The organism is Pelagibacterium lacus (assembly GCF_003345525.1).
Classification (GTDB): Bacteria; Pseudomonadota; Alphaproteobacteria; order Rhizobiales; family Devosiaceae; genus Pelagibacterium; species Pelagibacterium lacus.
In genome coordinates, this window is record NZ_QQNH01000022.1 from 1 (window position 1) to 23,691 (window position 23,691).

24 protein-coding genes are annotated in these 23,691 nt (G+C 65.6%); 2 read left to right on the forward strand and 22 right to left on the reverse strand.

What is annotated here, in order from left to right:
- Positions 1–73: 73 nt before the first annotated feature.
- From DVH29_RS12825 to DVH29_RS12835, 4 genes are all read right to left on the reverse strand, one after another.
- On the reverse strand, positions 74–1,696 hold the full coding sequence (locus DVH29_RS12825) for an ABC-F family ATP-binding cassette domain-containing protein (protein WP_114646587.1): 1,623 nt from the start codon (positions 1,694–1,696) through the stop codon (positions 74–76).
- Positions 1,697–1,770: 74 nt separating this feature from the next.
- Positions 1,771–2,883 (reverse strand): THUMP domain-containing class I SAM-dependent RNA methyltransferase, encoded by a 1,113-nt coding sequence (locus tag DVH29_RS12830; RefSeq protein WP_114646588.1) that lies wholly within the window; start codon positions 2,881–2,883, stop codon positions 1,771–1,773.
- Between the two features lie 89 nt (positions 2,884–2,972).
- On the reverse strand, positions 2,973–3,110 hold the full coding sequence (locus DVH29_RS16435; RefSeq protein ID WP_158541665.1) for a hypothetical protein: 138 nt from the start codon (positions 3,108–3,110) through the stop codon (positions 2,973–2,975).
- A gap of 51 nt (positions 3,111–3,161) precedes the next feature.
- Positions 3,162–3,593, reverse strand: coding sequence for a DUF4168 domain-containing protein (locus DVH29_RS12835; RefSeq protein ID WP_158541666.1), 432 nt, complete (start codon positions 3,591–3,593; stop codon positions 3,162–3,164).
- A 258-nt stretch (positions 3,594–3,851) separates the two neighbouring features.
- On the opposite strand from DVH29_RS12835, the gene DVH29_RS12840 reads away from it, so the two are divergent.
- Complete coding sequence (locus DVH29_RS12840; RefSeq protein ID WP_114646631.1) at positions 3,852–5,024, forward strand: benzoate/H(+) symporter BenE family transporter; 1,173 nt, start codon at positions 3,852–3,854, stop codon at positions 5,022–5,024.
- Positions 5,025–5,061: 37 nt separating this feature from the next.
- Here DVH29_RS12840 and DVH29_RS12845 read toward each other — a convergent pair whose 3' ends face one another.
- The 13 genes from DVH29_RS12845 to tolQ all read right to left on the reverse strand — a co-directional run bounded on the left by DVH29_RS12845 (position 5,062) and on the right by tolQ (position 20,281).
- Complete coding sequence (locus DVH29_RS12845) at positions 5,062–5,784, reverse strand: outer membrane protein (RefSeq protein WP_147276089.1); 723 nt, start codon at positions 5,782–5,784, stop codon at positions 5,062–5,064.
- Between the two features lie 104 nt (positions 5,785–5,888).
- Positions 5,889–7,232 carry a phosphoglucosamine mutase gene (gene glmM / locus DVH29_RS12850; RefSeq protein ID WP_114646591.1) on the reverse strand — a complete coding sequence of 448 codons (1,344 nt, stop codon included), beginning with the start codon at positions 7,230–7,232 and terminating at the stop codon, positions 5,889–5,891.
- A gap of 94 nt (positions 7,233–7,326) precedes the next feature.
- Positions 7,327–8,178 carry a class I SAM-dependent methyltransferase gene (locus tag DVH29_RS12855; RefSeq protein ID WP_114646592.1) on the reverse strand — a complete coding sequence of 284 codons (852 nt, stop codon included), beginning with the start codon at positions 8,176–8,178 and terminating at the stop codon, positions 7,327–7,329.
- Between the two features lie 78 nt (positions 8,179–8,256).
- Positions 8,257–10,029, reverse strand: coding sequence for a methyl-accepting chemotaxis protein (locus DVH29_RS12860; RefSeq protein WP_114646593.1), 1,773 nt, complete (start codon positions 10,027–10,029; stop codon positions 8,257–8,259).
- Between the two features lie 169 nt (positions 10,030–10,198).
- A complete protein-coding gene (locus DVH29_RS12865) occupies positions 10,199–11,188 on the reverse strand; it encodes an ABC transporter substrate-binding protein (RefSeq protein ID WP_158541667.1) in 990 nt (329 codons plus the stop codon).
- Positions 11,189–11,316: 128 nt separating this feature from the next.
- A complete protein-coding gene (gene ftsH / locus DVH29_RS12870; protein ID WP_114646595.1) occupies positions 11,317–13,254 on the reverse strand; it encodes an ATP-dependent zinc metalloprotease FtsH in 1,938 nt (645 codons plus the stop codon).
- A 161-nt stretch (positions 13,255–13,415) separates the two neighbouring features.
- Complete coding sequence (tilS, locus tag DVH29_RS12875; protein WP_158541668.1) at positions 13,416–14,654, reverse strand: tRNA lysidine(34) synthetase TilS; 1,239 nt, start codon at positions 14,652–14,654, stop codon at positions 13,416–13,418.
- Positions 14,648–15,613: a tol-pal system protein YbgF gene (gene ybgF / locus DVH29_RS12880; RefSeq protein WP_147276090.1), complete on the reverse strand. Its 966-nt coding sequence runs from the start codon at positions 15,611–15,613 to the stop codon at positions 14,648–14,650. The genes tilS and ybgF overlap by 7 nt, the downstream gene beginning before the upstream one ends.
- A 156-nt stretch (positions 15,614–15,769) precedes the next feature.
- Positions 15,770–16,273, reverse strand: a complete 504-nt coding sequence (pal, locus tag DVH29_RS12885) for a peptidoglycan-associated lipoprotein Pal (RefSeq protein WP_114646598.1) — start codon at positions 16,271–16,273, stop codon at positions 15,770–15,772.
- A 176-nt stretch (positions 16,274–16,449) separates the two neighbouring features.
- The gene (gene tolB, locus DVH29_RS12890; RefSeq protein WP_439331625.1) at positions 16,450–17,775 is read right to left on the reverse strand and encodes a Tol-Pal system beta propeller repeat protein TolB; all 1,326 of its coding nucleotides are present in this window, start codon (positions 17,773–17,775) and stop codon (positions 16,450–16,452) included.
- 155 nt (positions 17,776–17,930) lie between these two features.
- Complete coding sequence (gene tolA / locus DVH29_RS12895) at positions 17,931–19,115, reverse strand: cell envelope integrity protein TolA (protein WP_114646600.1); 1,185 nt, start codon at positions 19,113–19,115, stop codon at positions 17,931–17,933.
- A gap of 3 nt (positions 19,116–19,118) precedes the next feature.
- Positions 19,119–19,577 carry a protein TolR gene (gene tolR / locus DVH29_RS12900; RefSeq protein WP_114646601.1) on the reverse strand — a complete coding sequence of 153 codons (459 nt, stop codon included), beginning with the start codon at positions 19,575–19,577 and terminating at the stop codon, positions 19,119–19,121.
- The gene (tolQ, locus tag DVH29_RS12905) at positions 19,577–20,281 is read right to left on the reverse strand and encodes a protein TolQ (RefSeq protein WP_114646602.1); all 705 of its coding nucleotides are present in this window, start codon (positions 20,279–20,281) and stop codon (positions 19,577–19,579) included. The genes tolR and tolQ overlap by 1 nt, the downstream gene beginning before the upstream one ends.
- Positions 20,282–20,584: 303 nt before the next feature.
- On the opposite strand from tolQ, the gene DVH29_RS12910 reads away from it, so the two are divergent.
- On the forward strand, positions 20,585–21,013 hold the full coding sequence (locus DVH29_RS12910; RefSeq protein ID WP_114646603.1) for a CHRD domain-containing protein: 429 nt from the start codon (positions 20,585–20,587) through the stop codon (positions 21,011–21,013).
- 30 nt (positions 21,014–21,043) lie between these two features.
- Here the strand turns inward: DVH29_RS12910 and ybgC are convergent, their stop codons facing one another.
- From ybgC to DVH29_RS12935, 5 genes are read right to left on the reverse strand one after another with little or no spacing between them, the layout of a single operon-like run.
- Positions 21,044–21,478, reverse strand: a complete 435-nt coding sequence (gene ybgC / locus DVH29_RS12915) for a tol-pal system-associated acyl-CoA thioesterase (RefSeq protein WP_114646604.1) — start codon at positions 21,476–21,478, stop codon at positions 21,044–21,046.
- A complete protein-coding gene (locus tag DVH29_RS12920; RefSeq protein ID WP_245944981.1) occupies positions 21,475–21,978 on the reverse strand; it encodes an NUDIX hydrolase in 504 nt (167 codons plus the stop codon). Before DVH29_RS12920 ends, ybgC begins: the two co-directional genes overlap by 4 nt.
- Positions 21,971–23,011: a Holliday junction branch migration DNA helicase RuvB gene (gene ruvB / locus DVH29_RS12925; protein ID WP_114646605.1), complete on the reverse strand. Its 1,041-nt coding sequence runs from the start codon at positions 23,009–23,011 to the stop codon at positions 21,971–21,973. The genes DVH29_RS12920 and ruvB overlap by 8 nt, the downstream gene beginning before the upstream one ends.
- A complete protein-coding gene (locus tag DVH29_RS12930; protein WP_158541669.1) occupies positions 23,008–23,412 on the reverse strand; it encodes a type II toxin-antitoxin system VapC family toxin in 405 nt (134 codons plus the stop codon). Before DVH29_RS12930 ends, ruvB begins: the two co-directional genes overlap by 4 nt.
- On the reverse strand, positions 23,399–23,662 hold the full coding sequence (locus tag DVH29_RS12935) for an AbrB/MazE/SpoVT family DNA-binding domain-containing protein (RefSeq protein WP_114646607.1): 264 nt from the start codon (positions 23,660–23,662) through the stop codon (positions 23,399–23,401). Before DVH29_RS12935 ends, DVH29_RS12930 begins: the two co-directional genes overlap by 14 nt.
- Positions 23,663–23,691 lie beyond the last annotated feature (29 nt).

Sequence of the window (23,691 nt, forward strand, 5' to 3'; positions counted from 1 at the left end):
CGCGCGACCCACTTCCTAAGCTTCTTGCAACTCGCCGCAGCAATGCTGTGGATGCGATGAATGTCGATTCAGCCTAGTGCCGCAGGCCCGGGGCCTCCTGTCCCGTGCTGGCGACATATTCGCGATAGCCGCCGCCGAAGGTGCGGATGCCATCGGGGGTGACCTCAAGCACGCGATTGGACAATTCGGACAGGAAATGCCGGTCGTGGGAGACGAACAGCATGGTGCCCTCATAGGTCGACAAGGCCTCGATCAGCATCTGCTTGGTGGCGATATCGAGATGGTTGGTGGGCTCGTCGAGGACGAGGAAATTGGGGGGATCGAACAGCATCATCGCCATCACCAGCCGGGCTTTCTCGCCGCCCGACAACACGCGGCACTTCTTTTCCACCTCATCGCCGGAAAAGCCGAAACACCCCGCCAAAGCGCGCAAGGGGGCCTGCCCGGCCTGGGGGAATTCGGCCTGCAGCATGTCGAAGATCGAAAGATCGCCCTCCAGCCGGTCCATGGCATGCTGGGCGAAATAGGCCATCCGCGTGCTGGGCCCGCGCGAGACGCTGCCCGCATCGGGCTCGGCCGCCCCGGCCACCAGCTTCAGAAGGGTCGACTTGCCCGCCCCGTTCACCCCCATGATGGCCCAGCGCTCCCGGCGCCGCACATGGAAATCGAGCCCGTCATAGATGACCTTGTCGCCATAAGCCTTGGAGACGCCCTTCAAAACCGCCACGTCCTCGCCCGAACGCGGGGCGGGGCGGAACTCGAACACCACGCGCTGGGCGCGCTTGGGCGGCTCGACCCGGTCGATCTTGTCGAGCTTTTTCACCCGGCTCTGCACCTGCGCCGCATGGGAGGCGCGCGCCTTGAAGCGCTCGATGAAGGCGATCTCCTTGGCGAGCATGGCCTGCTGGCGCTCGAACTGGGCCTGCTGGTTGCGGTCGGCGATGGCCCGCTGCTCCTGATAGAATTCGTAGTCGCCGGTATAGGAGGTGAGCGTGCCGCCATCGATCTCGATGATCTTGTTGACCACCCGGTTCATGAAGGCCCGGTCGTGCGAGGTCATCAGGACCGCGCCGGGGAAGGACTTGAGGAACTCCTCCAGCCAGATGAGGCTTTCCAGATCGAGATGGTTGGACGGCTCGTCCAGCAGCAGCGCATCGGGCCGGGCGAGGAGAATGCGAGCCAAGGCCACGCGCATCTTCCAGCCCCCCGACAGCGCGCCCACATCCCCATCCATCATGGCCTGGGAAAAGCCCAGCCCGTCGAGCACGTCCCGCGCCCGCCCGTCCAGCGCATAGCCGTCGAGCTCCTCGAACTGCTCGGTCACCTCGCCATAGCGGGCAATGATGGCGTCCATGGCGTCGGCCTTATCGGGATCGCCCATATCGGCTTCGAGCTGGCGCATCTCGGCGGCCAGCGCCGCCACCGGACCGGCCCCCTCCATGGTTTCGGCCACCACCGAGCGGCCAGACATCTCGCCCACATCCTGGGAGAAATAGCCGATGGTCGTGCCGCGATCGATGGAGACCTGCCCCTCATCGGGGCTTTCCTCGCCGGTGATCATGCGGAACAGCGTGGTCTTGCCCGCCCCGTTCGGCCCCACAAGCCCGATCTTTTCCCCCTTCTGGAGCGCCGCCGACGCCTCGATGAAAACGATCTGCCGGCCGTTCTGCTTGCCGATATTTTCGAAACGGATCATGGGAGCCTCTGGGCGGACGGAATTGCGCCCGCCCGTAAATCATCTCCGGAACGGCAACGCAACAGGGCTGTTGCCTATGGCAGGGGATCGGTGCGGTAGAGCGCGATGCGCAGCCCGTTATTGTCGATGCTCTGGCCCGGCGGGTGGAAGGGCAGACCCGTCGCCCGCACCAGCCCGGCATCGGTCGCCACCAGCCCGACGCGCCAGCCGGAAAACCGGCGCAGCAATGTATTGCCCAGAGCGGCATAGAGCCCGCCGAGCTTGCCCTTGCTGCCCAGGCGCGCGCCGAAGGGCGGGTTGACGATGACGAGGCCGGGCGGGCTGTCCGGACGCTCCAGGTCCTTGACCGGCATGTGGAGAAAGGCCGTGGTGCCGCTGACCCCGGCCCGCTCGGCATTGGCGAGACTCATGCGGATGGCGCCGGCGTCGCGATCGCTGCCGCGATGGACGATGTCGCTGGCGCGCTCCTCATGGGCGGACCGGATGGCAGCGAAGGCTTCGGGATTAAAACTCCGGAAGTGCTCGAAGGCGAAGGCACGGGCCCGGCCGGGCGCCAGACGGCGCGCCATCTCGGCGGCCTCGATGACGAAAGTGCCCGATCCGCACATGGGGTCGAGCACCGGCTCGGTGCCGCGATAGCCGCATTGGCGCAGCAGCAGCGCCGCGGTGGTCTCCCGCATGGGGGCAGCGTTGACCTCCGGCTTGGCGCCGCGCTTGTGCAGCGGCGCGCCGGAGGTGTCGAGGCTGAGCGTGCACAGATCGTTTTCGATCCGCACCATGACGCGCAGGCCCTCCTTGCCGCTCTGCGCGCCGATGGCGTCGATGATGGCCCCTTCGATGCGCTGGGCGGCGGCCCCGCTGTGATAGATCTTCGATTTGCGGCAGCTCGCTTCCACCGCGATGACGGCGCCGGCCGGCAGATAGCCCGCCCAATCGACCCGCCGCGCCTTCTTGTCGAGCTGCGCCAGATGGGTAACCGGGAAGCGGGCGATGCGCGCCAGCACCCGCACCGCGCCGCGCAGCAGGTAATTGGCGCGCCAGATCTCGGGCCATCCGCCCATGAGGACGACGCCGCCCGTGACGGCCTCGGGGGCGGGAAAGCCGGCTTCGACGGCCTCGGCGCGCAGGGCGGCCTCGAGGCCGGGAGCGGCGACGAGGAAAATCTCGAAAGGATCGGAATGGGTCATGGCGCTGTCTTAACCATAGCGCCGACGACAATCGAGCGCTTAATCGCACGCCCAAAAGCAAGAAAGGCGCCCGAAGGCGCCTTTCCAAATCAGAGAGCCGGGGTTTCCGGCGCCGGCGTGGTCACGCCGGGGTCCGCGGGCGGCACACCGCCATCTGGCGGCGGCGCATCGCAGGCCGCAACGGCCAGCATGAGGGGCAGAGCAAGAACTGCAAGAAACTTCTTCATTTCAGTCTCCATTGTTTCAGGGGTTAAATGAACAGAGTGCGCGCGGGTTCCCTATTGCGCGACATTTGCATCGACTTCGGCCTGAATCCGGTTCGCCAATGCTTCGTCGGACTGGGCCGCAGTCAAAATCGCGTTGTAATCATCGACTGAGAGCCCCTCGACACCCTCGACGGCGGCCGCCATCTGCTGCTGGGCATCCATTTGCAGCGTCATCCGCTCCTCGTCCGAGGCGGCGGCCTGCATCTGCTCGTCGAACGACATGCCGATCTGCATCACCTGCACATAGGCAGCGGCGAAGGCAGTAATCTGGCTATCGCTGAATTCGGCGCTGGGCGCCGGGGTTTCCAGATCGAGCGGCGCCAGCGGCGCTTCCTCGGCTGGGGGCGCGGGAACCTCGACGTCCTGCGCGATGGCGGCAGCACCCCCGGCCACACTGAGGGCCAGGGCAGAAATCACAGCCGTCATCTTGGTCTTGATGGTCATTACTCGTCCTTTTCCGTTCGGTTGGAACGCCTCTCGGAGACGAACACCTTTCGATCGTGCGCGTTGTTTGCGTTGACGGGGAGCAGCCTGCTCATGCACGATGACGAAAATGTGATCATTTGTTTTTTGGTTTGTTATCATGCCTTTAGAAGGTCAGACTGGCGGGGACGGCGCGGGACTCAAGCCGTTTTGCCCCCGATGGGGCAGGAACGTGGCAGCGCGCCGGACGGGGGAGAATTCGTGACCGCACGCAACAAGATGACGCTCATCCAGCCGATCTTCGCCGGCATCCTCGCCTCGACCGTGGGCTTTGCCAGCACCTTCGCCGTGGTGCTGCAGGGGTTCGCCACGGTGGGCGCCTCGCCGGAACAGGCCGCCTCGGGGCTGTTCGCGCTCTGCCTCGCCATGGGCCTGCTCGGCATAGGGCTCAGCTTTGTGACCAGGATGCCCATCGCCATCGCCTGGTCGACCCCCGGCGCCGTGCTGCTGATCTCCACCGGCGCCGTGGAGGGCGGGTTCGCCGCGGCCACCGGCGCCTTTATCGGCGCGGCCGTGCTGATGGTGGTGAGCGGGCTGTGGCGGCCGTTCGGGCGCGCCGTCGCCGCCATCCCCATGCCGCTGGCCGCCGCCATGCTGGCCGGCATCCTGTTCGAGCTCTGCCTCGCGCCGGTGAAGGCGGTGGCCGAACTCCCCCTCCTCGCCCTGCCGGTGGTGCTGGTGTGGATCGTCCTGTTGCGGGTGGCGCGGCTCTGGGCCGTACCCGCCGCCGTGCTGGTCGCGGCCATTGCCATCGCCATGACCTCGGATCTGCCGCCGGACGTCTTCTCGGGCGCCTTCCCGACCCCGGTCTGGGTGACGCCGGTCATCACCATCGACGCCATGATCGGCATCGCGCTGCCGCTCTTCGTCGTGACCATGGCGTCCCAGAACATTCCGGGCCTCGCCGTGCTGCGCAGCAATGGCTACGACCCCGAGCCGGCGCCGATTTTCGTCTCCATCAGCGTGGCCAGCGGGCTGGGGGCGCTGATCGGCGGGCACATGATCAATCTCGCCGCCATCACCGCGGCGCTCTGCGCCGGGCCCGACGCCCATCCCGACGTCAAAAAGCGCTATATCGCCGCCATCGCCGGGGGAATGTTCTACGTGGCGCTGGCCTTCGGCGCCGGCGTGGCGGCGGCCTTCGTCGCGGTGGCCCCGGCGATCCTCATCGAAGCGGTGGCCGGGCTGGCGCTGATCGGCAGCCTCGCGGCGGCGCTGCAGGGGGCGGTGGCCAATGAGGAGTTCCGCCTCTCAGCCGTGGTGACTTTCCTCACCGTCGCCTCCGGCCTCACCCTGTTCGGGATCGGCGCCGCCTTCTGGGGCCTGGTGGCCGGCGGGGCGGTGCATATGCTGCTCGCCTACAAGGGCAAAAAAGAAAGGGACGGCCGATGAGCCGTCCCCCAAATAGTCGATCGCAGGTCGGAAATATTCAGAACCGATAGCGCATCGTGGCCCGCACTTCGTGGAACAGGGCATTGTCCACGGTGTAGCGGGGCGTCGAATTGGCATTGGCGATCTGATGGATATAGAGGCCGCGATAGCCCAGATCGGCCACCAAAGCACCGAAATCATAGCCCACGCCCGCCATGCCGGCCGCCGCGAGGCTGGTGTTGGAGCCGCGCGGCCCCCAGGCGCCATCGGAAACCCGCGATTCGTTGAAGGCGGCGCCAACGCTGGCGCCCACATAGCCGAACATGCCGCCGGCGGCGGTCAAGCCCTGCCCGCCTAAGCCGAAATCATAATAGGCGTTGGCCAGCACGATGGTCGAGCGCAGTTCAAGCTCGTGATCCACGCCGGCCACATCGGCAATCATGCCGTTATTGGCCAGGTAGTCGCCGGTGACGTCGACGCGCCAGCCATCGCCGCTTTCCCAGCCCGCGCCGATGCCGGCGCTGTAGCCCCAGCCCAGCGAGGTGATGGAGAACACGTCCCCGGTATCGGGATGGTTGGCTTCCCAGGCCCAGCCCGCATTGCCCGCCACGCTGCCGCGCAGATAGAACGAGCCCTTGAGCCCTTCATCGACCGGTGGGATATAAGGGGGAATATAATCCTTATAGACCGGATAGTCGAACGAAACAGGATCGGCAGCGAAAGCTGCGGTGGACAATATTGCCGAAAGACCTACGGCAAATGCGGCGGTCAGCTTTTTCATTGCACTTCCCAAGCAAGACGGATCAACCGATTTGTCTTCAACTTAGGACAAGTGTGTTAAAACGCGCTTAACCGTAAGGCTTAACCCTAAATGCCGGGAAATCGTCAGGCAACCCGCCCGATCGCGGTGACGATTTCGTTAACCACCTGGGAAACCAGCGCCGCGTCGTCCCCTTCGCCCATGACGCGGATGACCGGTTCGGTGCCCGATTCGCGGATGATCAGGCGGCCCGACTTGCCCAGCCGCGCCTCGGCCTCGAGGATCAGCTCCTTGACCGATTTGTCTTCCAGCGGCTTGCCGCGCTGATAGCGGATATTCTGCAGCAATTGCGGCACCGGATCGAAGCGGTGGCAGACTTCGGAAACCGGCTTGCCCTCCTGCTTGACCACGGCCAGCAATTGCAGCGCCGCCACCAGTCCGTCGCCTGTGGTGGTGAAGTCGGAAAGGATGATGTGACCCGACTGCTCGCCGCCCACATTGTATCCCTTGCCGCGCATGGCTTCGAGCACGTAGCGGTCGCCCACCTTGGTGCGCTCGAGCAGCAGCCCCTGCCCTTCGAGATAGCGCTGCAGGCCCAGATTGGACATCACCGTGGCGACGATGCCGCCACCCACCAGCTGGCCGCGCTCATGCCAGGAGGTGCCGATCACCGCCATCACCTGATCGCCATCGACCTTGCTGCCCTTCTCGTCGACGATCAGCACCCGGTCTGCATCGCCGTCCAGCGCGATACCGATATCGGCGCGCAATTCCTTGACCTTCTCGATCAGCGCGCCCGGAGCGGTGGAGCCGCAATTGTCGTTGATGTTGTAGCCATCGGGGTCGTCGCCGATGGTGATGACCTCGGCGCCCAGTTCCCACAGCACTTCGGGCGCGGTCTTATAGGCCGCGCCATTGGCGCAATCGACGACGACGCGCAGGCCGGTGAAATCGATGTCGCGCGGCAGGGTACGCTTGGCATATTCCACATAGCGCACCCGCGCCTCCTCGACCCGGCGCGCTCGACCGATCCGCTTGCCGCGCGCCAGGCGCTCGGTGAGGTCGGAATCGATCAGATTCTCGATCTCCGCCTCGAACCCGTCGGAGAGCTTGAACCCGTCGGGCCGGAACAGCTTGATGCCATTGTCCTCGAACGCATTGTGCGAGGCTGAGATCATCACCCCCACATCGGCGCGCATGGAGCGGGTCAGCATGGCGACGGCGGGGGTCGGCATGGGCCCGAGCAGCAGCACATCCATGCCCACGGCGGTAAAGCCCGCGGTCAGCGCGTTCTCGATCATATAGCCCGAGCGCCTTGTATCCTTGCCGATCACCACGCGATGGGCGTAGTCGCCGCGCTTGAAGGCAAGACCTGTCGCCATGCCGACCCGCAAAGCGAGCTCGGGGGTCAGCTTGGGTCCGTTGGCCAGGCCGCGAATACCATCCGTGCCGAAATATTTCCGTGCCATGGGGAGAGAACTCCGTCTGTCGATTGCGGCCGATACTACACCCAGGCGGCAGGCAAGAAAAAGCCGCAGCCGAAAACGCGGTAAAGAGCGGCGATCAAGCGATGCTTTTGAGCAACAAGAACCGGTAGGTATTGACCTTCTCGAACGCTTCCGGCGAGCGATAATCGGCCTTGAGGCGGGCGATTATGTTCTCGCGCTCGGATGCGGGGACGAAAATCTTGTAGAGCCAGCCGGCGATGCGATAGAGGATTGGCCGCTTCGTGGCCAGCAAGTCCTGGATCTGGGCGATCGCAGGAGCGAGAAAGCCGCGATAGACCTGCTGGTCGACCGCCATGGACTGGGCCGCGCTCCAGGTGACGTCGTGATCCTCGACGATGTCGAAGCCGTGCCGGGCGATGGCCTCGAGAAACCGCGAATAGCGGTGCCCGCCGCCCGGCTGGCGTCCGCCCTCATAGGCGTCGGACCGGAAGCAATCGGCGATGACCACATGGCCGCCGGGGACGAGGATGGCCTTGAGCTTGGCAAGGCTCGCATCCAGGTCGACATATTGGAAGCTCTCGGAAAACAGGCAGATGTCGAACGGACCGGTGCCGGTGAAATCCTCGAACCGGGTTTCGTGCACCGGCGCGGCGGGGCCGAGCTTTTCCGCCGCGACTTCCGCCTGGAGATGACTGGGCGTGATCATTTCGAGCGCATAGCCCTTTTCGACCAGCACCCTGGCCATCTCTCCGGTGCCCCCGCCGATATCGAGCAGCCGGGCCGGCGGCGGCGGGATGAGGCTCAGGAGCTTCTCGACATAGCGCTCCTGCGCCATGCGCAATTGCGGAATATTGGGGCGTTCGCCCGGCTCCCACAGCCCGTAGTGCAGCCAGGGACTGTCGGCGAAGGTCCGGGCCACATGGACATAGAGGTCCAGCCCTTCGGTCTTGGTATCGATCTTTGCCACGCATGCGTCTCCGTTTGGCCCTCTGGGTAAAGGTCCAATGGGGCAAAGACAAGATGGCTGCGAGGCGTTTGCGCCGCTTTAGAACTCGTTCCACTCGGCCTGCACGGCCGCATTGCCATGGGTCATCAGCTTGACGCGCTTGGCCGGGCGCGCCTCGGGCACGGGGGAAGCCAGCGGGGAATCGGGCAGGCTGAACACCGCCACAATGCCGTCGAGCGCCATGGCCTGCCCCTCGGTCTGCTCCACCGCCGCATTGGTTTGTTCCACCAGCGCCGCATTGTGCTGGGTCATCTCGTCGAGTTGGCGCACCGCGACATTGATCTCCTCGATGGCTGCCGACTGTTCGGCGCTGGCGGTGGCGATGGCCTCGACCAGTTCCGAACTCTGCCGCGCGGCATCGAGGATGCGCCCCAGCCGCTCGGCCGCCTGCTCGACCAGCCGCGTGCCGCCGGTGACTTCGCCGACGCTGGCTTCGATCAGCGCCTTGACCTCCGAGGAGGCGTCGGCGGCCGATTGTGCCAGCCGGCGCACTTCCACCGCCACCACGGCGAAGCCCTTGCCGGCTTCCCCGGCCCGCGCCGCCTCCACCGAAGCATTGAGCGCCAGGAGATTGGTTTGGAAGGCGATGTCGTCGATCATGCCGATGATGTTGGAGATTTTCGCCGAGGAGGCCGAAATCCGCTGCATGGCGGCATTGGCTTCCGCCATCACCGCGCCGCCCTCCGTGGCCGATTGCGACAGCGCGCGGGTGTTTTCCGCCGCGTTGCGGACATCCTCGGCGCTGCCGGATACCGCGCTGGCCAACTGGTCCATGGTGGCCGAGGTTTCCTCGATGGTCGCCGCCTGGCGCGTCGTGCGCTCGGACAGGTCATTGGCGCCCGACAGCAGCTCGCTAGTGGCGGTCTTGACCGTGCGCGAGGTCGAGCGCAATTGCGCGACGATGTCGATGAGCCGGGCCAGCGTCGTATTGTAGGCGACGCGCAGGGCCTCGTATTGCCCGGAGAAGCTCTGGTCGACCCGACCGGAGAGATCGCCCTCCGCCATGCGTTCGAGGCTGCCGGTCAGGAGGTCGATGATCCCCTCGGCCCGCTTGCGCTCGGTGATGTCGGTGGCGAACTTGATGACCCGGACCGGCCGGCCCTGCGGATCAAGGACCGGATTGTAGCTGGCCTGAATCCACACCTCCCGGCCGCCCTTGCCGAGCCGCTTGAATTCGCCGGCCACATATTCCCCTTCCCGCAGCCGGGTCCAGAAGCGGGCATATTCGGGGCTGGCGGCATAGTCGGGGTCGCAGAACATGGCGTGATGCTTGCCGGCGATCTCGTACCTGGCATAGCCCAGCGTCGAGAGGAAATTCTCGTTGGCGCCGATCACCATGCCGTCGAGGGTGAATTCGATCACCGCCTGCACCCTGCCGATGGCGGCGACCTGCGCCGCATGGTCGGCGGCGAGCAGCTTGCGCGCCGTGATGTCGGTGGCGAACTTGACGATCCTGGTCGGCTTGCCGGCCTTGTCGAGCACCGGATTGTAGCTGGCCTGAATCCAGATCTCCCGCCCGCCCCTGGCGATGCGCTGGAACTCGTCGGCGTGGAAGCGCCCCTCGGCCAGATGCTTCCAGAACATCCGATAGGCCTCGCTCGCCGCGTGCTCGGGCGTGACGAACAGGGAATGGTGCTTGCCGACGATCTCGTCGAGCCCATAGCCCATGACGGAGAGGAAATTGTCATTGGCCCACAGGATGGTGCCGTCGAGGGTGAATTCGATCACCGCCTGCGAACGGTTGATGGCGTCGAGCTTGGCCTGTGCCTCGGCCGGATGGGTCGGGCCGCGTCTGGTAAAAGGTGTAAACATTGAAAGTTCCCCCCGAGCCCTGCCGGGCTGTTTACTGCTCTCGTCCCTCGCTCAAGAGTTACCCATGATCGTTAAACCGCGGTTTACGGATGGAATTCGCATATTTACTTAAGTTGCATAAAAAAAGGGCCGCACGGGGCGGCCCTTCGAAACGCGTGCATGGAGGCCGTCATTCGGCCTGTGTGGCGGGGTCCCCATCGGCTGCGGCAGCGAGTTGCGCCGGGAGGATATCGAGCAGATAGCCCAGGGATAAGGGGGTTTGCCAGCTCATGGCGGCATAGGCGAGCCCGTCGCCGTCATCGAGCCAGACCGTGCGGCCCTCGCGGGCGATATCGAGGCTTTGATAGACCGGCATGGCCTCGAGCACATGCTGCTCGCTGTCGGCGGGATTGGAGATCGGGAATACCGCGACATCCATTTCCAGGAGGTCGATGTTTTCCGCGCTGATGTCGATACGGTTGTCCTCCTGCGCCAGCGCCTCCAGCGCCGGCGGGAACACCAGCCCCAGATCGGTCAGGAACGTGCTGGCCAGATCGTTAGGGCCCCAGGCGGTGAAGGTGCCGTCGCCATTGTAATAGATATTGGTGCCGGTCTTGCCTTCGAGCTCGGGATATTGCGCCCGCACCTCGGCATAGCGCTCGGCAAATTCGGCGACGATGGCGTCGGACTTCTCGGTATTGCCCGAGGTCGCCTGATCGATGATGGCCAGCTCGGCCTGCCAGGGCGCGGCCCAGGCATCAAAGCCGGCCGGATTGGCGACCACCGGGGCGATGGCCGACAGGCGCTCATAGATGTCCTCGTCCAGCCAGTAATAGGTGGCGACGATCAGATCGGGGTCTTGGGCGAGAACCCATTCATAGTTGATGCCGTCCCCGCTCATCACCTCGGGCTCTGCGCCCAGTGCGATCCGCGCCTCGTCGGCCCATTCGAAGGTGGCGAAGGGCTTGTTGCGGAACCATTCCTTGACCCCGACCGGGGCGATCCCGAGCGCATAGAGGAAATCCTGTTCGTGCAAGCCCACCGAGACGACGCGCTGGGGCTGCTGCTCGATGGTGGTGCTGCCATAGAAATGGTCGATGGTGACAGGGAAATTCTGCGCCAGAGCCGGAGCGGCCAGGGCGGTGAGCGCGACCAGAGCGGCGCCCGCGATCTTGAACATGAAAGGCTCTCCCAAAGATAGGCCCACTTTCATGATTATTATGACTGGAGCTGTCAAGATAATTGCGCCGCAATGAAAAAGGGCCGCCCTTGCGGACGGCCCTTTTCCGGAACACGGAACGGATGGGGTCAGGTGCCCGGCTGCGGCTCGAAACCGGCATCGGGCTCGTCCTGCTCGCCGGTCTTTTTCTTGTGCGACTTGCCGGCCTTGGGCACGCCGGTCGATTTGGGCGTGTTGTCGGCGTCGATGTCGCGCACCGGCTGCTTGCCGTCCATCAGCCCGCGCAATTCGTCGCCGGTGAGGGTTTCGAATTCCAGCAGCGCCTGGGCGATGGCCTCGAACTGGTCGAGATTGTCGCGGATCATGTTGCGAGCCGTGGTCTCGCCCTCTTCCACCAGCTGGCGCACTTCCTCGTCGATCAGCTTGGCGGTTTCATCCGACATGTGCTGGGACTGGGTGACCGAATGGCCGAGGAACACTTCCTGGTCATTGGACTTGTAGCGCACCCGGCCGAGCCTTTCGCTCATGCCCCATTCCATGACCATGGCCCGGGCCAGATTGGTCGCCATCTGGATATCGCCCGAGGCGCCGGAGGTGACCTTTTCGGCACCGAACTTGTAGATTTCGGCCTCGCGCCCGCCAAACGCCATGGCCAGTTGCGCCACCGCCTTTTCGCGGCTGAAGGAATAGGTGTCCTTTTCCGGCAGCGACATCACCATGCCCAGCGCGCGGCCACGCGGAATGATGGTGGCCTTGTGGATGGGGTCGAGGATCTTGTTGAATTTGAGGCTGATCAGCGCATGGCCGGCCTCATGATAGGCCGTGAGCTTCTTTTCCTCGTCGGTCATCGCCATGGTGCGGCGCTCGGCGCCCATCATGATCTTGTCCTTGGCATCCTCGAACTCGGCATGGGTGACGAAGCGCTTGTTGCGCCGCGCCGCCATCAGGGCCGCCTCGTTGACGAGGTTCATGAGGTCCGCGCCGGAAAAACCGGGCGTGCCGCGGGCCAGCACTTTGAGATCCACATCGGGAGCCAGCGGAACCTTACGGACATGCACCTTGAGGATACGCTCGCGCCCGCCGACATCGGGATTGGGCACCACGACCTGACGGTCGAACCGGCCCGGACGCAGCAGCGCCGGATCGAGAACGTCGGGACGGTTGGTCGCCGCGATGAGGATTATGCCCTCATTGGCCTCGAACCCGTCCATCTCGACCAGCAACTGGTTGAGCGTCTGTTCGCGCTCGTCATTGCCGCCGCCGAGACCCGCGCCGCGCTGGCGCCCGACCGCGTCGATTTCGTCGATGAAGATGATGCAGGGCGCGTTCTTCTTGGCCTGCTCGAACATGTCGCGCACGCGGGACGCGCCGACGCCGACGAACATCTCGACGAAGTCGGAACCCGAAATGGTGAAGAAGGGCACATTGGCCTCGCCGGCCACCGAACGGGCCAGCAGCGTCTTGCCGGTGCCCGGAGGGCCGACCAGCAGCACGCCGCGCGGAATGCGCCCGCCAAGGCGCTGGAACTTGCCCGGATCGCGCAGGAACTCGACGATCTCCTCAAGGTCCTGCTTGGCTTCCTCGACGCCGGCCACGTCCTCGAAGGTCACCTTGCCCGAGGCCTCGGTCAGCATCTTGGCGCGGCTCTTGCCAAAGCCCATGGCGCCGCCGCGTCCACCGCCCTGCATCTGGCGGATGAAGAAGAACCAGATGGCGATGAGGACGATGAAGGGCAGCCAGCTCGACAGCAGGATCGACCAGAAGGGCGAGCCTTCCGGCGCCCGGGCGGTGATCTGCACATTGTGGTTTTCCAGCCGCTCGACCAGATTGGCCCCGGCCGGGATGGTCACCTCGAACCGCGTGCCCTCATTGGTGCGGCCTTGCACGACATTGTCGACGATGGTCACCTCGGCCACGCGGCCATTGTCGATATCGGTGATGAACTGGCTATAGGTCCGCTCCGTTGTGGAAACCGTCCGGGTCGAAGATTGGAAGACCTGGAACAGCCCCAACAGCATGAAGAGGATCACCAGCCAGATAGCCAAGTTACGAAAATTTCCGTTCATCAATCCTGTCCTGTCGGGCGGGGGACGCCCGTGGGGGTTGTGGCGCCGGTCGCGAGCGGCGCATGGCACACCAGTGCACGCAATAGGTTGTCATCGAATGTAAGGCCGTCATTCAGGCGATACAAGGGCGCCGATCCTGCTTGGTTCCGTTTGCCGCAGTTTCAATGCCAAGCGGTTAACATCGGCCCTGCAATCGAAAGGCCGGCCTCAAAAACATGGCTTCCGATGGCGAGAATGGCGCCGTCCTCGGCGCGCACCACCGGCGCCGCATGCAGCGCCGCCACCGGCACCGCCAGCGGCTGGGCGAGCAGGTCCTCGAAGCGCTCCCGCGTCAGGAGCGCGGCCGGCGTGACGGTTACGGCGCGCGCGGGGGCGGTGACCGTGAAGCGGTTGTCCCACCGTCCCGACTGTCCCGGCGTGAGCAAGAGGGAGCCGGCGTCCATGCGCCCGGCCTCGCGGTAGACGAGAATGGCGTCGGCGCGCGGGGCGATGACGGCTCCGCCGAGGGTCAATGCCGTCCCCGGCTCATTCCGCAGGCGCGCGGCCATCGCCTCGACGGGCGCGAGGGCGCGCAAATCCTGCCCCGAGGCGGCGGCGATGGCGACAGCCAGGGCGCGGATGGCGGTTTCCGCATCCGCAGCGCCAAAAGCCTCGCGGGCGATATGGGCCACGCCCAGGAAATCGACATGGCAATGGGCGGCGATGAACTGGCGGGCCGCCGATTGCGCCTGCGCCTCGATCCGCGCCATGCGGCCGGCAAACTGCGCCAGCCGGGCGTCGGTGAGCCCCAGACGGCCCAGATCGGGGAGGATGTCGCGCCAGCGGGTGCGCTCATAGGCGCGATCGAAATTGGACGGATCGCGGGCCGGGACGAGGCCGGCATGCTCGACCAGGGCGGCAAGGGCGTCGGGATCGGTGTCGAGCAGGGGGCGGAACAGCGCCACCGCTTCCACCTCGGCGAAGGGCGCCATGCCGGCCAAGCCGGCAACCCCGCTGCCATGGGCGAGGCGCATGAGCACGGTTTCGGCCTGATCGCGGCGATGATGGGCGGTGAGGAGAAGCGTGCTGCCATCCTGCGCCATCGCCTCCCCCATCAACCGGTAACGCGCCTCGCGCGCCGCCGCCTGACGCCCGGTGGCGGGCTTCGGCGCGTCCCAGACGAGGATGCGGGCTTCGAGCCCCAGCCGCTCGGCTTCGCGCGCCACCATGGCGGCCTCTTCCGCCGCCTCGGGGCGCAGCCGGTGATCGACGGTGTAGACCACCGCCCGGGGCTTGCCCTCCGCCGGCGCCCATTCGGCGAACAGCAGCATCAGGGCCAGGGAATCCGCGCCCCCGGAGACCGCGAGCGCGATGGATGTCTCACGCCTGATGGGCGCGAAAATCCGAGCCGGGTCTAGCACCCGGCCGTGGCCTGCTCGGCGACGACCCGGTCGCGGAACACCTGCGGGGCGTCGGGATAGCGGCGCAGCACTTCGCCATAGGTGCGGCAGGCGGTGTCGAATTCGCCGGCCCCATGCAGCGCCACGCCCAGATTGAGCAGCAGGTCGCGGGCCCGGGTCGAGGTGGCATAGGTCTCGAAGCCGGTCAGCAACACCTCGGTCGCTTCCCCATAGGCCCCGCGCTGGATTAGCGTTTCGCCCAGCCAATAGGTGGCATCGGGGGCCTGCGGATGATCGGGGAAGGCGTCGACGAACTGCCGGAACTGGTTCTCGGCAAAGGCATAGTCGCCCTGCACCACCGCCTCGTAACCCGCCATGTACTGGGCGTTGGCATCGCCCTCGTTGAGCGGGGTGGCGTTGGGGTCGAATTCGAGGTTGAGCGGCGCGGAGGGCTGGGTGGAGCCCAGGGGGCCTTCCGGCGCGCCGAGCACCGGCCCGCTCTCGCCGAACACGTCCGAGGCGTAGAGATTGTTCTCGTCGCCCATTTCCTCGGGGCCGATCAGGTCGGAATCGCCGACCAGCGGATCGATGACCGTGGGAACCGAAGGCTGGGGCTCGATGGAACCGGCCGGACCGGTCTGCGGCGACGCCGGGGCAGCGCTTTCGCTGCCCACTGGGGCCGCCGCGTCAGCTTCCCCCGAGCCACCGCCTTCCAATTGCTGGAAGCGGAATTCATTGTCCTGCTGCAGGCGTTCGAGCAGGCTCTGGAGCTGGGTGAGCTGGAACTGCAGGCCCTCGATCTGGCCGGAATTGACCCGCGCCTGCTCCTCGAGCTGGTCGAGACGAATCTGCAGCGTGGCGAGGTCGTTGCCCTGGCCCTGCCCCACCACCGTCATCGAGACGGTCAAGAGCCCTGCCGTGGCGGCGATGATGGCGCCCCGGCGCCATCGGGCGCCCAGCGCTGATAAAGTGTGTAGCACGTCTAAAATCTCCTTCTGCGAGCCATGTGGCCAACGCGAACCGGGCAATCAAGGATGCGCCATTAAAACAGTTTTCTACCAAAGAAGAAGCGCCGGGACCTTATACGCGGTCCCGACGCCCCATGCCTCCAGTTTGGCGGAGCGGTATGTGGCCGCTCAGTTTGTCAAAACCGTGACGGCGCGCCGGTTCTGGCTCCAGCACGAAATGTCGTTGCAGATCGCCACCGGCCGTTCCTTGCCATAGGACACGGTGGAGAGGCGGTTCTGCGGAATGCCGAGCGAGGCGAGGTAATTGACCACCGCGCTGGCGCGGCGGGCGCCGAGGGCGATGTTGTATTCGCGCGTGCCGCGCTCGTCGGCATGGCCTTCGATCACGATGCGGTATTGCGGATATTGCTGCAGCCACTGGGCCTGCTTTTGCAGGGTGGACTGGGCATCAGATGTCAGGAGCGAGGAATCGGTCTCGAAGAACACCCGGTCGCCGACCGAGACGAGGAATTCCTGCTGGCTGCCGGGGGTGCCGGCCCCCATGCCGCCCTCGCCGGGCGCCATGTTGCCGACACCGGTGGTCGGGGTTCGGGCACAGGCGGCGACGGCAACGAGCAAGACCGCCATGAGCAGGCCTTTGCCAAAACGAAGAAGGGGCAGGGTCGTACCCATAGCGAGGAGCTCCAGAAAAGGAAAAATCGTAGTTACCGGATTTACCACGCGTTATCTTAATAGCGCGTGATCTCCTATGGTTAATCAACGCGTAATCGGGCGCAATTGCGGCATCCAGACAGCAGGGCCGCGTCCCGAATGGAGACGCGGCCCGACTGTTGCGCAAATGCAATCGCTTAGCTCAGCAGCGGCCCCCAGGCCGGGTCCGAGGCATAGCCCTGGGTGGCGACGCGCCGCTCGTTGCGCCCCCAGATGTCGATGGCATAGAGCGAGGGGCCGTCATTGCCGCCCGGATCGCGGAAATACATCAGCACCCGGCCATTGGGCGCCCAGGTCGGGCCCTCCGCATGGTAGGAGCTGGCGAGAATCCGCTCGCCCGAGCCGTCCGGCGCCATGATGCCGATCTGGAACTGGCCGCCCGACTGGCGCGTGAAGGCGATGTAATCGCCCTTGGGCGACCAGACCGGGGTGGAATAGGAGCCGTTGCCGAACGAGATGCGGTCTCCACTCCCGCCGCCGGCGCCCATCACGTAAATTTGTGGCCGCCCGCCGCGGTCGGATTCAAAGACGATGCGCGATCCGTCCGGCGAATAGGAGGGGCCGGTATCGATGGCCGAGCCGGTGGTGAGCTGTTGCGGCTGACCGCCGGCCAGGTCGATGGCATAGATATTGGTCGCGGCGCCATTGGTGACCGAGAAGGCCAGCCGGCGCCCGTCGGGCGAAAAGCGCGGCGCGAAATTCATCTGCCCGAACCGGCCCAGCGCCTGGGTCTGCCCGGTGCCCAGGTTGAGGATGAAGATGCCCGAGGAGGTGGGGCCGTCGAACACCATATAGGCGCAGAGCTGGCCATTGGGCGACAGCCGCGGGGTGATGGCCGGCCGCGAGCCATCGGTCAGATACTGCACGTTGGCGCCATCCTGATCCATGATGGCGAGGCGCTTGACGCGGTTGGCCTTGGGGCCGCTTTCCGCAACGAAGATCACCCGGGAATCGAAATAGCCCGATTCCCCGGTCAGCCCGGTATAGATGGCGTCCGACGCCATATGGGCGATGCGGCGCCAGGAATTGGGATCGGTGCCATAGGATTTTCCGGTGACCTGCGCCCCCGCCGTGGTGTCCCACAGGCGCAGGCTCGACTGGATCTGGCCGGCCCGCTCCACATTGCCCATGACCAGCGCGTCGGCGCCCGTGGTGCGCCAGGCGTCGAAGGCCGGGGTCTGGTTGGGATCGCCCACCTGCTGGGGATAGCCGGCCGGATCGATGAGACGGAACAGGCCCGACCCGGTGAGGTTGTTGCGCACCACCTGCGCCACCTCGGCCCCGAAGGAGGGGTCGCCCGAGGCGAAATTGGGCACCGCGATGGGCATGGGGGTGAAATTGCCCCCGGTCACGGTGATCTGAAGCTGGGCGAAGGCGGGGCTCACGGCCAGCATCGCGGCGCTGGAGAGCCCCAATTTGAGCGCGGCTCTGCGGGTCATCACATTCATACACTCAGTCTCCATGTTGGGCGGCGCCTTCGACGCCGTCTGCCTGCGATCCGGAGGTCCAACCGGAGAGGCCGTTCAAGGTTGCGCCGCCTAAAACCAAATCGTGTCCGAATGGCGATAGGCGGGATGATTTACGCATCACTATGGCTTTTTGATCACGCTTGCTGTCCTCACATCGCCACATCGCGCGGATCGAATGTCACGTCGACCTCCTGCCAGCTATCGTATTTCTCGGCCGGCAGCATGGTGTAGGGGCTGCACTGCTGCACGGCGCGCTGTGCCGAGAGCGCCGTCGCCCGGGTCAGCTCGTCCGACAATTGCGACAGGATCTGGGGCGTGCCGCTGACCGATCCGTCGCGATTGAGGTTGACCAGCAGGCGCACCGTGAGGCCCGGCGTCGACTGGGTGGCGATCGGCGGCTGCCAGCACCGGCGCATGGCGGCGGCCAGCGCCGCGGCCTCGGACTGGGTCAGCGTCGCCGAGGTGCCGGTGGGTGCGCCAAGCGATTGCTGCCCGCCCTGCCCCGTGGTGGTGCCGCGCGAGGTCTCGTTGTTGATGATGTCCTCGATGCGATCGGCGACATTGGTCGAGCTCGGGCTGGTCGGCTGGTTGGGCGGCGTCGGCGGCGTGGGGCGCGGTTGCTGCTGCTGTTGCTGTTGTTGCTGCTGCTGGGCAGCCGCGGCGGCGCGCGCGGCTGCGGCCTGCTGCTGGGCGAACTGCTCGCGCAACTGGGCGATATTGGTGGCGCGCGGCGGAACCGGCGCCGCCGGCTGCGGCTCGGGCTCGGGTTCCGGCTGAGGGGCCGGGGTCGGCTCCGGCGTGGGCTCGGGTATGGGTGCGGGGGTGGGCTCGGGTTCCGGCACAGGCTCGGGCGCCGGCACGGGCTCCGGAACCGGAGTGGGCTCAGGTTCGGGCGCCGGCTCGGGTTGCGGCTGCGGCTCGGGACGCGGAATCGGGGTCGGCGCCGGAGCGGGCTCAGGAGCCGGCTCGGGCTCGGGAACCGGCTCGGGCTCGGGTTCCGCCTGCGGCTCGGGCGCGGGGGCGGATTGGATGGTCGGGGCGGGCGAAGCGTCCGGGGTGATCTCGGGGGTCGGCTGGTCTTCCGTCGTATTGCCGGTCCGCTCGGCGATCTGGGCTTCGATTTCGGTCTCCACCGCCGACGGGGTCTCGAGATCGACGGTCTCGCTTTGCAGCGTGCCCACGGTGATGTTGGAAAATTCGTCGATCGGGACCAGGTCGACCGAGATCGCCGATTCCATGCTCGGATTGAGCCGGTCCACGCTCGACAGATGCACGAGGCTGAGCGCAAGGACGGTCACATGGCCGATAACGGAAACGGTGGTCCCGACCCGCATGGATTATTGACCCGTGTTCGAGGAGTCGGCCTGCTGCGTGATCAGCCCGATCCGTGAATAGCCGGCCGAGGAAAGCGTGCCCATGACGCGCATCACCGAGCCGTAATCGGCCGAGGTATCGCCGCGGACATAGATGCGGTCCTCGGTGCTTTGCGCCAGCGCGGCGACGGCGGCGACCAGCCCCGAGGCTTCCACCGCGTCCTCGCCCACAAAGATTGCCCCATCGGGGGTGACCGAGACGGTGATTGGGGTGCGCGGGGTTTCCATTTCGCCGGCCGAGGACTGCGGCAGGTCGACGGCGACACCGGCCGTCATCATCGGCGCGGCGACCATGAAGACGATGAGCAGCACCAGCACCACGTCCACGAACGGGGTGACGTTGATCTCGCTCATCATCTTATTGCGCTGGCCGCGACGCCGGCGTCCGCCGCCCCCGCCCCTGCCTGCAACACCCATGCCCATTACTTGCGGCTCCGCGCTTCGAGCTGGCGGCCCAGAATGGCCGAGAATTCATCGGCAAAGCCTTCGAGCCGGCCGATGAGCTTGTTGGCGTCGCCCGAAAGCTTGTTGTAGGCGATCACCGCCGGAATGGCCGCCACCAGCCCGATGGCCGTGGCGAACAGGGCCTCGGCAATCGGCCCGGCCACGACGCCAAGGCTGGCGCTCTGCGAGGCGGCGATGGAGGAAAAGGCGTTCATGATGCCCCAGACGGTGCCGAACAGCCCGACAAAGGGCGCCGCCGATCCGACCGTGGCGAGAAAGGGCAGCCGGCTTTCGAACTGCTCGCTCTCGCGGGCGATGGCCACGTCGAGCACCTTGTCGAGCCGCGCCTGCACGCCGACATAGCTCGACGCCTGCTGCTCATGGCTGCGCTTCCACTCCTTCATGGCGGCGACGAATACCGAGGCGAGCCCGCCCGTGGGGCGCTGCGAAAGCGTCTGGTAGAGCTCTTCCAGCGACTGCCCCGACCAGAAGGTGCGCTCGAACTGGTTCATGTCGCGCCGGGCGCGCGTGAACATCAGGGATTTGTCGATGATGATCGCCCAGCACCAGATGGAGGCGGCCAGGAGCCCCAGCATCACGAATTTCACGACGATATCGGCCATCAAGAACAGGCCGAGGGGCGAAAAATCGGTATGCGCGGCCGCGCTGCCCACTGCGTCCATAGCTTCCATATTCACTCTTCCTCGGAGAAAAATCCTTGCCGATGGGTGCCCCGCCGCCAGCAATACCCCGATGCGATGACGGTCAAATTTGTCAAAAGTGAGAGACAAATGCCCGCCATCGCCCGGCTGCGGCGCGGCGCGAGCCAAACGCCATATTTATGGTCAAGGAATGGTTAACAAACCCTCATGACCCGGCAGCGGCTCGCACAGATGTGAGAGGAACGCTGCAATCGGTGCCGCGTTTATCGGATGCGCCGGGGTGCTGTCGCGCACGGCGCGCCTTTCACCATGAGGAGGATAATCATGAAAATCGCCCCCATTCTCGGTGCCGGCCTTGCCGCACTGATGCTTTCGGCCGCTCCGGCCTATGCCGAAGTGACCAATTTCACCGCCCAGCTCGCCGCATCCGCCGATGTCACGGACTCGAGCGGCAGCGGCTCGTTGGAAGCCACCTATGATTCCGACACCATGGAGTTCGCCTGGACGATAACCTATGATGGGCTGACCGGTCCGGCCAACGCCGCCCATTTCCACGGCCCCGCCGCCGAAGGCGAGGATGCCGGCCCCATCGTGCCGATCTCGGGCGCGCTCGACAGCCCCATCGAGGGCAGCGCCACGCTGAGCGAGGAGCAGGCCACCCAGCTCATGGACGGCCTGTGGTATTTCAACATCCATACCGAGCAATATCCCGGCGGCGAAATTCGCGGCCAGGTGACGGCGGAAGCGATGTAATCCGAGACAGGTCCCCTGCCGGAAGGAGGGTCACGGCCCCCCTTCCGTCCTTGCCTCCAGAAGTCGGCGCAGCGCCGCCGGCAGCCGGGCCGCGCCCCCACTGGTTCTGATCGCCACCACCAGCACCTCGGCCCGCGTGATAGCCTCGCCCTCGCGGAACAGCGCCTGCCGCAGGCCCAGCTTGGCGCCTGAGACCGTCGCCACCTCGGTGGTGATTTCGAGCAGGTCGTCGATATGGGCCGCGCCGAGGAAATCGATCGCCATCGACCGCACGGCAAAGGCGATGCCCTCCTGGGCCAGTTCCCGGTGATGGATGCCCAGATCGCGCAGGAATTCGGTCCGCGCCCGCTCGAAGAATTTCAGGTAGGCCGCGTGATAGACATTGCCGGAAAAATCGGTGTCTTCGTAATAGACGCGCACCGGAAAGCGATGCGTGCCGCCAGTGCCGGTTCCGCCGGCGGTCACGAGGCCCGCTCGTCATGGGCGATATGCACGGGCGCGCCCAACTCGCCCATCCGGCCGCGCAGGCGCGCGGGCTGGAAATTGATCGCATCGAGGCTGGCGGATGCCATGGGCACCCATTTGAATTCGAGCCTTGCGTCCCCGTCCTCGCAGAAATGGCACACCCCGCCGTCCTCGCGGAACGGGAAGCGGTCCGGCAACGTGACGTCGTAATAGAACCCGATTTCGTGGAAGCGGCGGCCGCGGTCGACGAAGAAATTCTCCATGACGAAGCGCAGCGACCCCACCTGTGCAGTGACGCCCAGCTCCTCCTCGATCTCCCGCGCCAGCGCGACGGCGCTTTCTTCCCCCAGTTCGATCCGCCCGCCGGGCAGGGACCAATGGCTGTCCCAATGAGCCCGGTGCACGAGAACGTGCCCGGCCCGCACCGCGATGCCGGCCACCCGGAAATTGAAGCGCCCGCCCGCCATATCGACGCTGATCATCTCGCGCGCGTCACTCATCGCCGTTCTCCTCGAAGAGGCTCGCCTGCAGGCCAACGAATCCCTGCGGAACCGCGTAACCCATATGCTGGAAGGAGAGCGCCGTCATCATGCGCCCGCGCGGCGTGCGCTGGATGAAGCCCTGTTGCAGCAGATAGGGCTCGACGATCTCCTCGATGGCGTCGCGTGGCTCGGACAGGGCGGCGGAGATGGTCTCGATGCCCACCGGGCCGCCGCCATAGAATTCGGCGATGGTCTGAAGATAGCGCCGGTCCAGCTGATCGAGCCCCCTGGCGTCGACGTCGAGGCGCAGCAGCGCGCGGTCGGCCACCGTGCGGTCGATCTCGGCGGCGCCCTCGACCAGCGCGAAATCGGTGACCCGGCGCAACAGCCTTCCGGCGATGCGCGGAGTGCCGCGCGACCGGCGGGCCACTTCCATCGCCCCGTCCGGGGTCATGGCCATGCCCATCAGCCGCGCCCCGCGCTCGACGATCCGGACCAGTTCCTCGGGGGTATAGAAATTGAGCCGCACCGGAATACCGAACCGGTCGCGCAGGGGCGTGGTGAGCAGCCCGGCCCGGGTGGTGGCGCCGACCAAGGTGAACTTGGCCAGATCGATCCGCACCGAGCGGGCGGCCGGCCCCTCGCCGATGATCAGATCGAGCTGGAAATCCTCCATGGCCGGATAGAGGATTTCCTCCACCGCCGGGTTGAGGCGATGGATTTCGTCGATGAACAGGACGTCGCGTTCCTCGAGATTGGTGAGCAGCGCCGCGAGATCGCCCGCCTTGGCGATCACCGGGCCAGAGGTGGCGCGGAACCCCACGCCCAGTTCGCGGGAGATGATCTGGGCCAGGGTCGTCTTGCCCAGCCCCGGCGGGCCGACGAACAGGACGTGATCGAGCGCCGCCTGGCGCTGGCGCGCCGCCTTGATGAACACTTCGAGATTGGCCCGCGCCGCCTCCTGCCCGATGAACTCGGAAAAACCCGAGGGGCGAAGGGAAACATCGAGACTGTCGTCGCGGCCCGCCGTGGCGTCGGTGATATCGGTCAAGAACGAAATTCTTCCACAAGTGTCATGAACGGCAAACGAGCGGCCTTTTGATCAAAGGTCACCGTGGTTACGCACCCAGCCTCGCGGTTCCTGACCGCGACGAGCGCATCGGCAAAATCACATCCATTTGCTTGCGCGAGACATAGAGCCTCCAGACAAAGTCCCCGATCGGCGCAAACGAATTCCCGCATGTCGAGCAATGTTTCAAGAGTCGCAAGCGCCGTTTCCCGGCCGAACCTGTAGGTGCGAGTCAAAACCCATACGAGTTCGACCAGTACCGTATCGCCCAGATAGAGGCCATCGTCACCGGCTTCGGCCACCAGCCGCTCGGCGCGCTTGTAGGTTATCTCTTCATCCGCCGTCAGCCAGCGGACGAGAACATTGATGTCAATCCCGATCAAGCGACCGTTCACTCCGTTCCCGGACCGCCTCGGCGATGCCCTCGTCCATCTCTTCGACCGACATCGCCCGCATGCCGGGACGGTGCAGCATGCCGGCAAAATCGGCCGCTCTCAAATTACGCGGCCGCAATTCATACCGCCCGCCGACCTTGACGAAATCGACCTTGTCGCCGGCCTTGAGGTTAAGGTCCTCCCGAATCTCCTTGGGAAGCGTCATCTGTCCTTTTGACGTCAACGTTGCCGTGCTCATAGCGCCACCTTCATTCCTTACTTTCCATA

Bases quoted from the DNA above. Each gene is read 5' to 3' on its own strand.
- DVH29_RS12825 (WP_114646587.1), bottom strand. From the start codon at position 1,696: ATGATCCGTTTCGAAAATATCGGCAAGCAGAACGGCCGGCAGATCGTT.
- DVH29_RS12830 (WP_114646588.1), bottom strand. From the start codon at position 2,883: ATGACCCATTCCGATCCTTTCGAGATTTTCCTCGTCGCCGCTCCCGGC.
- DVH29_RS16435 (WP_158541665.1), bottom strand. From the start codon at position 3,110: ATGAAGAAGTTTCTTGCAGTTCTTGCTCTGCCCCTCATGCTGGCCGTT.
- DVH29_RS12835 (WP_158541666.1), bottom strand. From the start codon at position 3,593: ATGACCATCAAGACCAAGATGACGGCTGTGATTTCTGCCCTGGCCCTC.
- DVH29_RS12840 (WP_114646631.1), top strand. From the start codon at position 3,852: ATGACGCTCATCCAGCCGATCTTCGCCGGCATCCTCGCCTCGACCGTG.
- DVH29_RS12845 (WP_147276089.1), bottom strand. From the start codon at position 5,784: ATGAAAAAGCTGACCGCCGCATTTGCCGTAGGTCTTTCGGCAATATTG.
- glmM (WP_114646591.1), bottom strand. From the start codon at position 7,232: ATGGCACGGAAATATTTCGGCACGGATGGTATTCGCGGCCTGGCCAAC.
- DVH29_RS12860 (WP_114646593.1), bottom strand. From the start codon at position 10,029: ATGTTTACACCTTTTACCAGACGCGGCCCGACCCATCCGGCCGAGGCA.
- DVH29_RS12865 (WP_158541667.1), bottom strand. From the start codon at position 11,188: ATGTTCAAGATCGCGGGCGCCGCTCTGGTCGCGCTCACCGCCCTGGCC.
- ftsH (WP_114646595.1), bottom strand. From the start codon at position 13,254: ATGAACGGAAATTTTCGTAACTTGGCTATCTGGCTGGTGATCCTCTTC.
- pal (WP_114646598.1), bottom strand. From the start codon at position 16,273: ATGGGTACGACCCTGCCCCTTCTTCGTTTTGGCAAAGGCCTGCTCATG.
- tolB (WP_439331625.1), bottom strand. From the start codon at position 17,775: ATGGAGACTGAGTGTATGAATGTGATGACCCGCAGAGCCGCGCTCAAA.
- tolA (WP_114646600.1), bottom strand. From the start codon at position 19,115: ATGCGGGTCGGGACCACCGTTTCCGTTATCGGCCATGTGACCGTCCTT.
- tolR (WP_114646601.1), bottom strand. From the start codon at position 19,577: ATGGGCATGGGTGTTGCAGGCAGGGGCGGGGGCGGCGGACGCCGGCGT.
- tolQ (WP_114646602.1), bottom strand. From the start codon at position 20,281: ATGGACGCAGTGGGCAGCGCGGCCGCGCATACCGATTTTTCGCCCCTC.
- DVH29_RS12910 (WP_114646603.1), top strand. From the start codon at position 20,585: ATGAAAATCGCCCCCATTCTCGGTGCCGGCCTTGCCGCACTGATGCTT.
- DVH29_RS12920 (WP_245944981.1), bottom strand. From the start codon at position 21,978: ATGAGTGACGCGCGCGAGATGATCAGCGTCGATATGGCGGGCGGGCGC.
- DVH29_RS12935 (WP_114646607.1), bottom strand. From the start codon at position 23,662: ATGAGCACGGCAACGTTGACGTCAAAAGGACAGATGACGCTTCCCAAG.